We start from the raw sequence: 12419 nt of genomic DNA, 5'->3' as shown, positions 1-12419 counted from the left end.
ATTCGAATTTATATCAGTATTATATGTTGGGGAAAACAGGGTTTTTTCTTACACATTAATTAATGTTAATAATTAGAGGGTAATTAAGCTGATCATCTAATGATTAAGGCTATATGTGGTCCAATTCGTAAAGATCGCATCTACTTTTCGAAGGGTGGGAAGTGTGTGCAAGAAACATTTTCTCTATGACAGGATTACTTTGCGATTAGTAAAAGGTATATCTATAACTATTTTCTGTCAACTCTCCGACAAGGGAAATAAAAAATATTTAAGGGGTAGCTTAGCACTTGTTGTAAGTTTAGAGAGTGATATAAATTTCTAGCGACAGCATAATGTGAATTATCTTGATATAAAGCTTATCTTTTAAAGGGCTATATATTTAGTACCTTATATATTTGATAGGTTAATATATTTTTAATTGTTGTTGTCTGTGGTTGATGTAAAGAAAAAATAAAATTTTAAGCTTTACTTAGATTAAAGCTGAACATTAGTACCAATAAATAATCTCTTATGTGGTAATTCATTACCTGATTTCTTGTTACAATCTTATCGGATTCAAGGTTAAATGGAATTGTCCATTCCTAATAGATAACAGGCTTGGAGTGGACTTGGTGGTGACAGGGGGAGAAAGATGTTCGTAACTAACTCTGACAGAGAGTGGGAAAAATTTGGTAAAAATGATGCATACTACGGCGTTCTTACAGAGGAAAAGTTTAGGAAGTCGAATATAACAGATGATGTAAAAGAATATTTTTTTGAAACGGGGCGCAACCATATTCAAAGTACTCTTGCGCAAGTGAGACAACATGTAGATGAAGATTTTATAGTAAAAAGAGCACTTGATTTTGGCTGTGGAGTCGGAAGGATAGCAATTCCCCTAGCGGGTATCGCTGAATCGGTTACGGGGGTTGATATTTCAGATTCGATGCTTGATGAGGCTAGAAGCAATAGCCACACTCGCGCCCTAGAGAATATAGAGTTCATAAAAGCTGATGAAACCCTATCCATCGTTCAGGGAAAATATAACTTCATTCATTCTTTTATTGTCTTTCAGCATATTCCTGTTCAAAGAGGGGAGAAGGTTTTTAGTCTCTTGCTCGATAAGCTGGAGTCGGGGGGTGTTTGCGTTGCCCATTTCACATACGGTAAAGCTTCAAAGTTAAACAGGCTGACGTCATTTTTAAGTAATCATGTACCTTTGGCAGGAAACATCCTGAACCTCTTAAAAGGTAAGCATTTTAGTGCCCCCAGAATGCAGATGAATGACTACAATTTAAACCGACTACTTTCTTTTATTCAGAGAGAGGCCGTGTCGAATTGCTTTCTGGATTTTACAGATCATGGTGGTGCATTTGGAGTCACGCTTTATTTTAAGAAACTATAGAAAATAATTTTTAAATAAGTAATCTGATAATAACTCACTCTCATGGATCGAAAAGGGGGCTTCAGCCCCCTTATGACGTTTGCCGAGAGTCTCTGTTGTGGTCAACTCCAACCGGACACTTCTTTAAGCACATTTCTCAAATTCGATTGGGGTTAGGTCTCCCAGTGTTGTATGTATTCTGCGTGAGTTGTAATAAGCAATATAGGCCCTTACATCTGCTACCGCATCCTCCCTTGTCGGATAGAGGTTTCCCGTTAACCACTCCCGCTTCAAGCTACTGAAGAAACGTTCAGTCGGTGCGTTGTCCCAACAATTTCCCTTACGGCTCATTGAACACACCATCCCCTGCTGACTCAATAACGTTTGGTAGGTATGGCTGGCATACTGACTGCCACGATCAGAGTGATGCAGGAGACCTTTTGGGGGCGTACGCAAATTGACAGCCATCATCAACGCACGAGTTACCAGGGCCGTTTCCATCTTTCGATCTAGATGCCAACCAACAATCCTGCGAGAATAGAGATCAATCACTACCGCCAAGTACAACCAGCCCTGCGAAGTCCAAATATATGTAATATCAGTCGTCCAGACTTGGTTTTTAGCACTCGATGAGAACTCCCTATTAAGAAGGTTCTCTGCGACCGGCAGGTGATGTTTACTGTCTGTCGTCAGTGTAAATCGCTTCTTGCGCTTTACTGCCAAGCCTAGCTTTTTCATGAGCTTGCGGACTCGATAGCGCCCGACTTCAAAGCCTTCTTTACGTAACAGCTTCATTAGCCGACGACTTCCGAGACTCTGTCTAGATTCTGCAAATAGGGTCTTCAAACGATGGCATAATTGCCATGTTTGAGCATCTATTGAGCTATTGCCACGGCAACACCAGTCGTAATAACTAGTCTTACTTACCTGCATTACCCGGCAGAGCACCCTAACAGGAAAGCTGCCTTGCTGTTTTTCAATAAAGCTGTACTTTATTTCATTTCTTTCGCAAAGAAGGCGCTGGCCTTTTTTAGGATTTCTTTCTCCATCCGCAACTGCTTATTTTCACGTCGTAATCGCTCTAATTCTGCGCGCTCGCCTACATCCAACCTCACACCGTCTTCTTCCTGCTTCAGTTCCTTTATCCAGCGTCGCAGGTTATTGGCTGTTGTTCCTACAGCCTCTGCTGCTTTAGGAATTGAATACCCTTGCTCAGAGACTAGCGCTACGGCGTCTTTCATAAATTCCGGCTTGAAATGCCGACGTGTACCTTTTGTTGTCATACGTCACCTCGCTTGGTAGTTTTACCATCTTAGCGAAGTGTCCGGAAGGATTAGACCACTACACCACTCGGCCGCGTGGCTTGGAGACCTAATCGCCCGCGCCGCCGGCTTTTTCCAGCTGCTTGCGCAGGGCTAAGAGCCGGGTTTTTACCCCGGCTCTCGGGTTGCTTTTCTCGGCCAGTTGCAGCCATTCAATCACCGCAGACAGCTCGCCTTTGCGCTCGGCAAAAAGTCCCACGAGCTTGTACAAACTGAATTTGACCTGACAGTGCACCTCCTTAAAACCGGTAACTGTCTGATCAAGTCTGAACTACTACAACTTATGTTGGCAATCTAGGTTCCATTGTTTTCCAGAGCTTGCTGCCTTTCCTTTTTCTGATCACAAACTTGAGGCAAAGCCGTCTTAGATCTTCAAGAGGCCTCTCCCCCGATGCTTGGCAAAACTGGTACTGGCAAATCGCAACATCAGTACAAGGGAATGCATTATCCGGTCATAGGCCTTAAGCGGCCGGTTGCTAATATCGTTAGGAACGAGTCTTTAAACCATTATTATTTTGGTTCTCCAAGTCTCAAATCGGTAAAGTGGGCTGACCTAAAGCAAAGTAGGAAATCAAAATGTCGATACAAGATGATATGCAGAAGATTGTCAAACTGTACGTTGACCGCTTAGGTCTGGCAAAAGCGGTTCCGGAAGATGACGTTCAGTCGGTCATGAAAAAAAGAGCCAAGGCGGCGAAGGTCGATAAGATTCTAGAAAATTACATTAATAAATATGGCTCTTCCTTCTTACCCAATACGATGGTGAGAAAAGGAGAGGTGGGTGAAACGGCTCATGCGACTATCAGTTATCTGCTTTCTCGTTATGGTAATTCCAAGAACACGTCATTGAATATCTATCTAAGGGAGCCTTCGGGAAATGATCAGCCTTCATCCACCTTGGTTCAGCGGCAAAAGGCGGCAATAGAGTTGCTGACGAGTCCATTTGGTGGTGCTTGTATTGAGGGAAGCGAGGCACAGAAAGTGAATGTGACGATGGCGGATTACAATCGTCACCCCTTGGCGATGCTCGCAACAGAAGATTATCGTCAGCAGCTGATGAGTTATATAGAAGAACGCGAGGACTTGCTCTCGAAGAAGATAAAAAAACGTGCTGCAGATATAGCCGTCAGTCTGCACACATCGATCAAAGAGTATATGGACGAGGGAAAAGTCGCCATTCTCTGGTATAAAAATCCGAAAAAAAAGGATGATGAAGGGCGTATGGAGCACGTCTACAACGCACTGGAAAGTTACGGCGCCGATGTCATTATTTTGATGGGCGATACTTTTAACAAAACACTAGATTTCAACCTGAGAGGTGGTGGGACAGTCCAACAAAAAAAGGATGAAGGTCAGACTGCCGACAATTTGGTGATTGTAACCGGCGGCAAATGGAGGCCTAAGTTTTTGAAATTACGACCCGATGATATGGATGCCACACTCCAGGGTAACCTGTTTTATCAGTGGTATACGGAGTATTACAGCGCTTTGGTATGTGATGCGCGATTTATGGTTTGCCCCTCACGAACAGGAGGGTCACATGGTCCTTATTTCCTGGGTGTTCCATTGGTGTATCTGGACGAGTACCCGAACCTAAAAAGTTTTTTGCAGGAGCGCATGGCTGTTCATGCGGTACTTGACCCCTTTATTACGCCAATTCCAAACATAGCTACGGCACAGGGCGAAGAAAAGATACCCTTTGTGGAAAGTATGACAACCCAAGTAATGAAACTTTACGACATGAAGAAGCTGTTGTTTAAGAAGGTCTAGAGGACCAACTCACCTTCGCCGAAGCCGAGTACAGCGTCAAGGTAGGCCGCTTCGCAGCGACTTTGGCGCGCCAACTCAAATAGAGCACGCTGGTTGTACCAGCGCTACCAACGTAAGCGATCTTACCAGATCGTATGCAAGGGTTGTATTTAGAGGACTGGGATAGCATCGCTGAATGCCAAGTCATGGAAGGCTTGAAGGGCTGTGTCATCAACAGACGTCTGCCTTCTTGCGAGCAGCATCGCCATATCATGCGACTGCGGCCATCCCAACTTTCTCAAGTTGGATATTCCAGGGTAATAATGCCTCATAATCTTCAACACACTGGCAGTAAGGAATTGCTTCAAGTACCTTCACGGAGCATCTCGGATATTGTTTTGAGATTCCCAGGCAGCAAGTTGCGTCGATCAGTGCTCTCGAATTTGCGTCGAAACCACCCACCTACAACATCGATGAGTGAAAAAATTTCAACTTGGGGGATATTCGAAGGCATAGGCCAGATTATCTTCTAAAATAATGCCATTACAGGGGCTTGTTTTTTGCTTGGGATTTTCATTTCCAATAAGTTACATGCCCTTTGGGGCATCATTAGTGGGCTATTTGCTACATTATTGGCTGAGCTCCTATCTTTATCGACAACATTCATTCTTGCCGGAACCTTTAGCTACAATGCATCACTTTGTGCTATTGCCTTAACAAGTAGAAGTAAGCAATGGCTTGCTCCACTTGTGGGGGTTGCATTAACCGTGCCCATCGCAATGGCTTTTATCAATACTGGCATCATTGTATTAACAGCACCATTTGTACTTTCCAGTTGGGCGATATTATTGCTTAAGAAAAGGTTTTCATTAACTTACTAATAGAAAGGTCAGAGTGTGGCCAAATCTTATGACTGATTCGGCCACAGCATTTAACTAGGCATACTTGAGCTTTTTATCTTCACAAAGAATAACTTAATAGATATCTGTTAGTTTCTTCCAGCTATTACACCACCATCTACATCCCAAATCGCACCGGTAACCCGCAAAGGCGCGCCGGGCGTTGTGCTTGAGAATCAGGCTTTCCAGCAGCGCTTTGGCGATCTTCCGTTCTTCCTCGTCAAACTGGCCCAGCGCCTCGAACTGCAAGCGCAGGTCGTCGCTGGGGCTACGGTGATCCTCGCCGAAGAAGCGTGGTGTGCAACTCCTTGGCGAGCCTGGCCAGGGTCTCCAGGGTAGGCTGTGCTGTCCCTGCCTCGTACCGTTTAATCTGGTTGACGTGTAAGTCGATGGCGTTAGCCAGGGCTTGCTGGGTCAGGCCGCGCTCTTTGCGTAGGGTAGCCAAGCGTTTGACAAATTCCATGGTGAGCAACCAAAAGACTGTGTGGCTGAGCCGGGCCAACCATATCCTGTTCAACCCGGCGGCGGACATCGAACTGCCCCGAGACCCGAGCCGCCTGCCCAGCGTGCTCAGCGAAGAGGCTATCGAACGGGTCATGCAGCAGCCGGACTTAAGCGAAACCCGCGCCCTGCGCGACCGAGCCATCCTGGAATGTTGTGGTCAACTCCAACCGGACACAAAGCTTATATGTGGTTTACTCATCACTCGCGCTTGGCTCTATGTTTCTAATTAGTGAGGTGGGTTTTCCAAAGAACTGGATTGTTTTTGTTGCAGTCACAGTTCTTTGTATCGCTTGGCTATTGGCACAATCATTCACTAGGGCTATAGAGTGTGAATCTTGTAAGTATGAGCTTAGGGCAGTGTTAATGCAGTTAGGTAAAAAATCAACTCAAGGCTTTTGCCCAAAGTGTGGCAGTGAAATAGTATAACAAGTTTGGGCAACCTCGCCCGCAAAAAAAAGCGGGCTGAACAACCTACGCGTTGCGTAAGCGGTACGCAAACTACATACTTTGATGAATAATGTGGTTCATGTACCGATTACAGATAATTACTCTGGGGATTATCATCACCATAAACACCACCCCGTGAAATAAAGGCCACGGCCTTCTTGTTCCTTAATAAGCCTTCAGGGCCATTTTCGGTATATCGGAATGTCACCCCGGCACGAGCAATAAAGTCAAAGTAGGTGTGTAAGTTTGAGGGGATATTGAAGTTATACATCGGAATACCTAATACAAGCAGGTCTGCCGATGAAATCTCCTCGATCAATAGGTCTGAAAGTTCCGCAATCTCTCGCTGCTTTTCCGAGCGGTTTTCGATCGGCGTGTTGTGAGCTTGAAAGTGTTCCAGGCTGAGGTGTGGCACTGGTTCACTCACCAAGTCACGATGGATGATTTCATCATTTGGGTTCTTGTCTTTCCAGCTTGCTACAAAACTGTCTGCAAGTTGGGATGACTGGCCGTTCTCTTGAAAGAGGCTGGACGTGATATGGAGTACCTTTGCCATGATTGCTTCCTCGAAACTAACTTTGTATGAAGCTATTGAAGCATCCATTAAATTGATTGAAAAATAGAATAATCTGTTTATATCTATCTAAAAAATCGATCATGAATCAACAGTTGTCGCAACTATCCAACCCAAAGATCACCCTAGAGCAGTGGCGCTGCTTGATAGCGGTGGTTGAAGGAGGAGGTTATGCCCATGCAGCTGAGCTTCTGGACAAGAGCCAGTCATCTGTCAGCTATTCGGTGCAGAAGTTAGAGTCACTATTGGCTGTAGCCGTCTTCACTATTAGTGGGCGGAAGGCGGTGCTGACGGCAGCTGGTGAGATGCTCTACCGTCATGCAAAGCAGTTGCTGGAGGATGCGTCTGCTCTGGAGCAGGCCGCCAATAGGGCTTCTGCCGGATGGGAAGCCCAGATTGCGATTTCTGTGGAAGTACTGTTTCCAATTTGGTTGTTGCTGGATTGCCTTGCACTGTTTGGCGAAGAAAGCCCTCAGACCCGTGTTGAAGTTCATGAAATGGTGATTAGCGGAACTTCAGAGGCTTTAAACGAGGGACGGGTAGATTTCGCGATCAGCCCCAGGATTCCTGTGGGCTATAACGGTGAGCTACTGCCGGCCCCTGCGCGTTTAATCCCGGTAGCTAACCCCAATCATCCCCTACATGGACTGGACCGCCCTCTGACAATGAATGATCTTCGCAAGTACCGTCACTTGGTGGTTCGGGATACTAACCCTCAGAGTGACAGTAAAACTCTCACTGTTGAAGTTGCCAAGCGGTGGACGTTGAGCAGCATGTCCTCTTTAATCAGAGCTGCTTGCAAAGGCTATGGTTTTTCATGGTTGCCAGAAGACAAAATTCTCCAAGAGCTGTCTGAGGGGAGTTTAAAACCTCTGCCACTGCAAGGAGGAAGTAGCAGGGAGGTCCCTATGTACCTGATTTTTCCTAACAGGGATGATATTGGCCCCGGTGCTCGGAGATTGGCGGATATAATTCGGGGGCGTTTGCAGGACCTTGTTTCGCAATAGAGCGAATAGGATTTGTAGTATTCAATGCCTTACTGAGTAGAGGCAACTTGAACCTAATACGCTTAGTCACTGTTGCAAGATACCAAGCTCGTAAGCGGTCTCTACAATTGGCTGGCACATAGAATTATCAGCTTTAATAAAACCTTTGCGAGAGAATGCGGCCAGCAGTTTGGAGGCTCGCATATCCAGAATCGCCTGCTGCAACTTATCTGAGAATCCTTGGCCCCAGGTCTCACCGACATCTCCACGAATTGTCCAATTGTAATTCGGGTAGCCAGGGGCTTTCCAAATTACCTGAACTTTGTTCTCATCCACTTTGCCGGCTTTCTTTTCATCCTCCCATACTTTGTAATTCAGAACGCCCACCTGATATTTACCGGACTGAACTAGATCCAGGGTATTGGAGTGGTCACCACAGTAACCCACGCCCTGAAATATATCACTAGAGGGTTTGTCAAAAGCTTCACGTATAAAATATTCTGGCATTAGGCGCCCAGAAGTTGAGTCTTTTGAGCCAAAAGTAAACTTCATTCCCTTCTTGTGCTAATGCAAGGGATATGCTGCCTAATATAGCCAGGCTTAAAAAGGGTATGATTAAGCGCCTTAGCATTAAGTTTGTCCTCGGCGGAGCAGGTGCCAATATATACGCTTAGAACTAAAGAAATAAAGATAGCCACTACATATCGATACACGGTGAAATTGGAAGATTTTTCCCTTTCGTTGATATAAAAGAAGCTGAATGATTATCTGCTATCTATGCTCGCGTGCATAAAAAACAACCAGATGCTTCACTGTCAACTATTACTAGGCTATGTGAATGCGGTACCCATCAAGATGGCATGATTGGTTTTAGATATAGATCTATGATGCTTAGGCGCTGGTAGTTTGATGTAAGGTGTTAAACTTGGGTCGGTATTAACTGGGTCGACACAAGAAATGACAGAATATGATGATCAGTTTAACCTGCGCAAGCGACATCCATTTGGTAGAGTCCACTTATTAGTTAATGAACTGCAAAGTTATGTTGCCAGGAAAACTCTGAGGAGCTCATTAGATATTAGCTATGGTGATAGTCCAGGCGAGAAAGTCGATATATTTCCTGCTGAGCACTCCAATGCGCCGGTCTTTGTTTTTATTCATGGTGGATATTTTAGGTCACTAGACAAAAAGCAGTATAGCTATATTGCCAAGCCATTCACAAAAGCAGGATGTACGGTAGGTGTGGTCAACTATGATTTGGCACCAATGGTCAGTGTAAAGGATATCATTGACCAGAATATAAAGGCATTCTTATGGATACATAAGAATATTGATCGCTGGAACGGAAATCCCAATAATTTAGTTATTTGTGGCCATTCTGTTGGGGCATTTCTGGTTGCTAAAATTTTGGAGTTTGAGTGGCCACCTGAAGTTCGGGAATCAATTAATGGCGCTATTATGCTAAGCGGGCTTTATGACCTGACTAAGATGAGGCGATCTTATCTAAATGAGTCTCTACATTTATCAGAAGATGACGTTGCTAACCTAAGTCCAATTCTTAGGGATATTAGATGTTTCCCGAAAACTATTGTCGCTGTGGGTGAATATGAGACCGAAGAGTTTATTGATCAGTCAAAAAGGTATTGCAGGAAGTTGCGAGATATTGATAGCTCGTATGAGTATATTCTTTTAGAAAATAAAAATCACTATACGGTGTCGCGTATGTTAGGTAATAGGAATAATGATCTAACGAATAGAGTTTTAGATATCTGCGGTGTCAATTGAAAGGTGTTTAATCTATTAGCAGGCTGGAATACGATAAGACAAGTTACATCGCCTTGATGAATGTGTTGATAATAAATTCCAAGCTTGTAATTTACACCTCCTGAAATCTACTATCCCGCTGCAGACATTAGGAATCTCAGGGTGATTCCCAATGTCTCTGTAGGTCTTTAAGATTCACTATATGGGGTTTTCAGGGCTGTGTTGTAACTTCTTTAAAGTGCTGGACAATTTGCGAACTCAAGCCTCTATTGTGCATGCTTTGCAAGCCAGAGATATGAAGTAGTTAATTAAAGGCCTCGAAATTAGCGCCGGTGGAAGATCTACCTGCGCTATTGATGAATTAATAATCAATCAGAATCATTTTTCCTGGTGAGAGACTGTAAGTAGAAACAGCAGTAGCCAGCGAAAGTGCCCAGGGAGGTGACGGCAATAAGTGAAATCACTCCAGTGACTAAATTATCCGGATGAGCTGCAAAGAAAGTTATTAATCCTAAAAACCAGGCAATGATGTTGCCGATAATTGGCATTCCCCTTAGTGATACCACAATAAATGCAACAGAGAAGACAATTGCCGCAAAGGCAATGTTGCCCACCACTGGCAGCAATATTGTATTAAGTGTTCCTGCGACCATTCCCATTAATATTCCCAGAGCAACACAAACTCCGCTGGTGACTGCTTTGGAGAGGGAGGCTGGTTGTGTAAAGAATGCAACCCAGCCAACAAACATGGCCCAGGGGGGTAGATCTGCTACAAAGCAGGTGAAAGCTGCAGTACTGGCAATGGTTGCAGCAATAAGGGTATCCCTGCTGTATTTAAGAGACAGTACTTGGGGTTGAGCTGTCATTGGCTATAGTCCTTGAAAGATTCAGGCTGTTTAACAGTCAGCCCGGTATTGTGAGTAGAGGGGCGATTGGCAAGGTTTAAACAATCCCACCGTTGGCTCTAATGACCTGCCCATTGATCCAGCCACCTTGTTCACTGGCTAAAAATGCAACGGTATTTGCAATATCTTCCGGTGTTCCCAGTCGTTCAAGCGGCGGCATCTTGGCAAGGTTGCTCACTATTTCATCAGTTTTACCAGACAGGAACAGCTCTGTAGCGGTGGGGCCTGGGGCAACGGCATTGACGGTGATATCCCGCCCTCGTAACTCCTTGGACACTACATGGGTCATAGCTTCTACGGCGGCCTTGGTCGCGGCATACACCCCGTAGGTCGGCATATACAGGCCAACAACACTAGAGGACAAGTTGATTATTCGGCCACCCAGGCGGAGTCGTTTAGTAGCCTCACGCATGATGTTAAAAGTGCCTTTTAGATTTATGGCTACCTGGCGATCAAAATCGGCATCTTCACTTTCTGCCAGTGTTGATAGCTTCATTATTCCCGCATTGTTTACCACGACGTCGATACCACCAAAAGTGGCCTCTGCTGAGTCGAATAGACGTAAAATTGCCCGTTGATCGCTTACATCGGCTTGGGCGGTAACCGCCTTGCCGCCGTTGGCTTCAATTCGATTTACGAGTTTCTCAGCAGCTGAAATATTGCCTGCAAAGTTGACCAGAACTATGAATCCGTCCTTTGCCAGACGGGAGGCGATTGCCGCCCCGATACCACGGGAAGCGCCCGTGACGAGTGCCACTTTCTCCATAATGATCTCCAAAGTGATAATTGGGCCGCTCTTTGAGGCCTTTGATTTGGTTGGAGTCAATACTAATCATGTTATTGAAATAGATAATCACGCTAAAATGGAATCTATTGTTCCAAAAAAACAAACAATGAGGTGCTATGGATAGACTGGATGCTATGCGCTTGTACGTGCGGATTGTGGAGCGAGGTAGTTTTACCGCAGCTTCCACAGATCTGGGAGTACCGAGATCAACCTCGACCCAGGTCATTAATAAGCTTGAAAAACAACTTGGGGTCAGGTTGTTACAGCGATCGACGCGCAAAGTAAAGGCGACGTTGGACGGGGAGTTATATTACCAGCGCTGCCTTTCAATCCTCGCGGACGTTGAAGAAGCTGAGGGCGCGTTTAAGGGTTCACTGCCGAAGGGTGAGGTACGTGTCGATGTGCAGGGAACTATCGCACGCCACTTCGTTCTGCCCAGGCTCCCCGACTTTTTTGAAAGGTATCCCGATATCACATTAGTGATGAGTGAGGGTGATCGTTGGGTCGACTTAGTCCAGGAAGGTGTTGATTGTGCAATTCGCTATGGAAAGCTGGCTGATAGCGAGTTGATAGCAAGACACTTGACTATGTTAAAGCGGCTCACTTGTGCATCACCGCAGTACTTACAGCAATACGGCTGGCCAAGCTCCCTGGAAGAGTTAGAGGGGCATCGTGTTGTAGCACTTCGCTCAATAACCAGTGGAAAATCCACACCACTGTCATTTTGCATCGGAGATAGGATAGAGGCGCTGGAAGTTCCGGCTCGTTTGACGGTAACTGGTACCGAGAGTTATTTGGATAGTGTTAAATTGGGGCTTGGACTAGCTCAGTTTCCAAAGTTTCATGTAGAAAAAGAATTGGAAGCTGGAAGTTTAGTCGAAATACTTCCCGACTTTCGCCCACCGAGCGAACCTGTATCTGTAGTATTTACTCAAAACCGTTTTCTTTCCCCTAGAGTTAGAGTATTTGTCAAATGGTTGGCTGAAATATTTCCAGATAAATAATGTTGACTAAATCATACATTCTGATACAGGAGGAATTAGGAAAAGGGTAAGCATTCACTAAAAATACGTAACTATTTCTCGAAGAATGACGACTAAATTTAAATAGTGGTGATTG

Annotated in this window: 14 protein-coding genes; 7 read left to right on the top strand and 7 right to left on the bottom strand. The window is 45.0% G+C overall.

All coding sequences use genetic code 11. From position 1 onward, the window contains the following. Positions 1–631 precede the first annotated feature (631 nt). The gene (locus BTJ40_RS11845; RefSeq protein ID WP_108733285.1) at positions 632–1384 is read left to right on the top strand and encodes a class I SAM-dependent methyltransferase; all 753 of its coding nucleotides are present in this window, start codon (positions 632–634) and stop codon (positions 1382–1384) included. Between the two features lie 123 nt (positions 1385–1507). Here the strand turns inward: BTJ40_RS11845 and BTJ40_RS11840 are convergent. Next, positions 1508–2646 (bottom strand): IS3 family transposase gene (locus BTJ40_RS11840; protein WP_108733284.1). Its coding sequence is split into 2 segments (ribosomal slippage): positions 1508–2397 and positions 2397–2646, totalling 1140 coding nucleotides; the frame shifts between segments, so codons are not numbered across the junction. Between the two features lie 88 nt (positions 2647–2734). Beyond that, positions 2735–2896 carry a hypothetical protein gene (locus tag BTJ40_RS22315; RefSeq protein WP_157954041.1) on the bottom strand — a complete coding sequence of 54 codons (162 nt, stop codon included), beginning with the start codon at positions 2894–2896 and terminating at the stop codon, positions 2735–2737. A gap of 365 nt (positions 2897–3261) precedes the next feature. On the opposite strand from BTJ40_RS22315, the gene BTJ40_RS11835 reads away from it, so the two are divergent. Then, the gene (locus BTJ40_RS11835; RefSeq protein ID WP_108733283.1) at positions 3262–4455 is read left to right on the top strand and encodes a hypothetical protein; all 1194 of its coding nucleotides are present in this window, start codon (positions 3262–3264) and stop codon (positions 4453–4455) included. A gap of 521 nt (positions 4456–4976) precedes the next feature. Beyond that, complete coding sequence (locus BTJ40_RS11830; protein WP_108733282.1) at positions 4977–5315, top strand: urea transporter; 339 nt, start codon at positions 4977–4979, stop codon at positions 5313–5315. A 286-nt stretch (positions 5316–5601) separates the two neighbouring features. Here the strand turns inward: BTJ40_RS11830 and BTJ40_RS22590 are convergent, their stop codons facing one another. Next, on the bottom strand, positions 5602–5796 hold the full coding sequence (locus BTJ40_RS22590) for a helix-turn-helix domain-containing protein (protein ID WP_202862800.1): 195 nt from the start codon (positions 5794–5796) through the stop codon (positions 5602–5604). Here BTJ40_RS22590 and BTJ40_RS11820 point away from each other — a divergent pair. After that, positions 5795–6067, top strand: a complete 273-nt coding sequence (locus tag BTJ40_RS11820; protein ID WP_108733281.1) for a hypothetical protein — start codon at positions 5795–5797, stop codon at positions 6065–6067. The genes BTJ40_RS22590 and BTJ40_RS11820 overlap by 2 nt on opposite strands. A 305-nt stretch (positions 6068–6372) precedes the next feature. Here the strand turns inward: BTJ40_RS11820 and BTJ40_RS11815 are convergent, their stop codons facing one another. Continuing rightward, positions 6373–6840, bottom strand: a complete 468-nt coding sequence (locus BTJ40_RS11815; protein ID WP_108733280.1) for an FMN-dependent NADH-azoreductase — start codon at positions 6838–6840, stop codon at positions 6373–6375. Positions 6841–6941: 101 nt separating this feature from the next. Here BTJ40_RS11815 and BTJ40_RS11810 point away from each other — a divergent pair, with 101 nt between their 5' ends. Continuing rightward, complete coding sequence (locus BTJ40_RS11810) at positions 6942–7865, top strand: LysR family transcriptional regulator (RefSeq protein ID WP_108733279.1); 924 nt, start codon at positions 6942–6944, stop codon at positions 7863–7865. A 66-nt stretch (positions 7866–7931) separates the two neighbouring features. Here BTJ40_RS11810 and BTJ40_RS11805 read toward each other — a convergent pair whose 3' ends face one another. Then, a complete protein-coding gene (locus tag BTJ40_RS11805; protein ID WP_108733278.1) occupies positions 7932–8396 on the bottom strand; it encodes a PhnD/SsuA/transferrin family substrate-binding protein in 465 nt (154 codons plus the stop codon). Positions 8397–8801: 405 nt separating this feature from the next. Between BTJ40_RS11805 and BTJ40_RS11800 the strand changes: the two genes are divergently transcribed. Next, positions 8802–9629 carry an alpha/beta hydrolase gene (locus BTJ40_RS11800; RefSeq protein ID WP_108733277.1) on the top strand — a complete coding sequence of 276 codons (828 nt, stop codon included), beginning with the start codon at positions 8802–8804 and terminating at the stop codon, positions 9627–9629. 347 nt (positions 9630–9976) lie between these two features. Here the strand turns inward: BTJ40_RS11800 and BTJ40_RS11795 are convergent, their stop codons facing one another. After that, a complete protein-coding gene (locus tag BTJ40_RS11795) occupies positions 9977–10474 on the bottom strand; it encodes a DUF1097 domain-containing protein (RefSeq protein ID WP_108733276.1) in 498 nt (165 codons plus the stop codon). A 76-nt stretch (positions 10475–10550) separates the two neighbouring features. Then, positions 10551–11279, bottom strand: a complete 729-nt coding sequence (locus tag BTJ40_RS11790; RefSeq protein WP_108733275.1) for an SDR family oxidoreductase — start codon at positions 11277–11279, stop codon at positions 10551–10553. Positions 11280–11416: 137 nt separating this feature from the next. On the opposite strand from BTJ40_RS11790, the gene BTJ40_RS11785 reads away from it, so the two are divergent. Continuing rightward, positions 11417–12304 (top strand): LysR family transcriptional regulator, encoded by an 888-nt coding sequence (locus BTJ40_RS11785; protein ID WP_108733274.1) that lies wholly within the window; start codon positions 11417–11419, stop codon positions 12302–12304. Positions 12305–12419 lie beyond the last annotated feature (115 nt).

It is taken from the genome of Microbulbifer sp. A4B17, from assembly GCF_003076275.1.
Taxonomy (GTDB): domain Bacteria; phylum Pseudomonadota; class Gammaproteobacteria; order Pseudomonadales; family Cellvibrionaceae; genus Microbulbifer.
The sequence above is the reverse complement of the archived record's forward strand: the minus strand, read 5'-3'. Positions and strand labels throughout refer to the sequence as shown.

Coding starts and splice junctions, on each gene's coding strand:
- BTJ40_RS11805 (WP_108733278.1), bottom strand. CDS start 8,396: ATGAAGTTTACTTTTGGCTCAAAAGACTCAACTTCTGGGCGCCTAATG.
- BTJ40_RS11845 (WP_108733285.1), top strand. CDS start 632: ATGTTCGTAACTAACTCTGACAGAGAGTGGGAAAAATTTGGTAAAAAT.
- BTJ40_RS11835 (WP_108733283.1), top strand. CDS start 3,262: ATGTCGATACAAGATGATATGCAGAAGATTGTCAAACTGTACGTTGAC.
- BTJ40_RS11815 (WP_108733280.1), bottom strand. CDS start 6,840: ATGGCAAAGGTACTCCATATCACGTCCAGCCTCTTTCAAGAGAACGGC.
- BTJ40_RS11790 (WP_108733275.1), bottom strand. CDS start 11,279: ATGGAGAAAGTGGCACTCGTCACGGGCGCTTCCCGTGGTATCGGGGCG.
- BTJ40_RS11795 (WP_108733276.1), bottom strand. CDS start 10,474: ATGACAGCTCAACCCCAAGTACTGTCTCTTAAATACAGCAGGGATACC.
- BTJ40_RS11785 (WP_108733274.1), top strand. CDS start 11,417: ATGGATAGACTGGATGCTATGCGCTTGTACGTGCGGATTGTGGAGCGA.
- BTJ40_RS11820 (WP_108733281.1), top strand. CDS start 5,795: ATGGTGAGCAACCAAAAGACTGTGTGGCTGAGCCGGGCCAACCATATC.
- BTJ40_RS11800 (WP_108733277.1), top strand. CDS start 8,802: ATGACAGAATATGATGATCAGTTTAACCTGCGCAAGCGACATCCATTT.
- BTJ40_RS11810 (WP_108733279.1), top strand. CDS start 6,942: ATGAATCAACAGTTGTCGCAACTATCCAACCCAAAGATCACCCTAGAG.
- BTJ40_RS22590 (WP_202862800.1), bottom strand. CDS start 5,796: ATGGAATTTGTCAAACGCTTGGCTACCCTACGCAAAGAGCGCGGCCTG.